1 protein-coding gene is annotated in these 397 nt (G+C 69.3%); it reads left to right on the top strand.

Annotated features, from left to right (window positions below):
• On the top strand, positions 1-394 hold a 394-nt coding region (locus RM572_RS29555), incomplete at its 5' end, for a 3-hydroxyacyl-CoA dehydrogenase family protein (protein WP_311676410.1).
• Positions 395-397: the final 3 nt, after the last annotated feature.

Here is a 397-nt window from a genome sequence, read left to right as displayed (position 1 = left end):
CCCGGCGCTGACCACGTCGGACGAGACGATCAAGCGCGCCGAGGCCGTGGTCCATGACGTGCTGGGCAAGCACGCGATCCGCGCCCAGGACCGGTCCGGCTTCGTCGTCAACGCGCTGCTGATCCCGTATCTGCTCTCCGCGATCCGGATGTTCGAGTCGGGCATCGCGAGCCGTGAGGACATCGACAACGGCATGGAGATGGGCTGTGCCCACCCGATGGGCCCGCTGAAGCTCGCGGACCTGATCGGCCTGGACACCGTGGCCTCGGTCGCGGACTCGATGTACGCGGAGTACAAGGAGCCGCTGTACGCCGCTCCCCCGCTGCTCCAGCGCATGGTCGACGCGGGCCGCCTCGGCCGCAAGACGGGCTCGGGCTTCTACCCGTACGGCTGAGCC

Origin of the sequence: Streptomyces hazeniae (assembly GCF_031845485.1) — a bacterium.
Lineage (GTDB): Bacteria > Actinomycetota > Actinomycetes > Streptomycetales > Streptomycetaceae > Streptomyces > Streptomyces hazeniae.
This window is presented reverse-complemented; position numbering and strand designations above follow the sequence as displayed.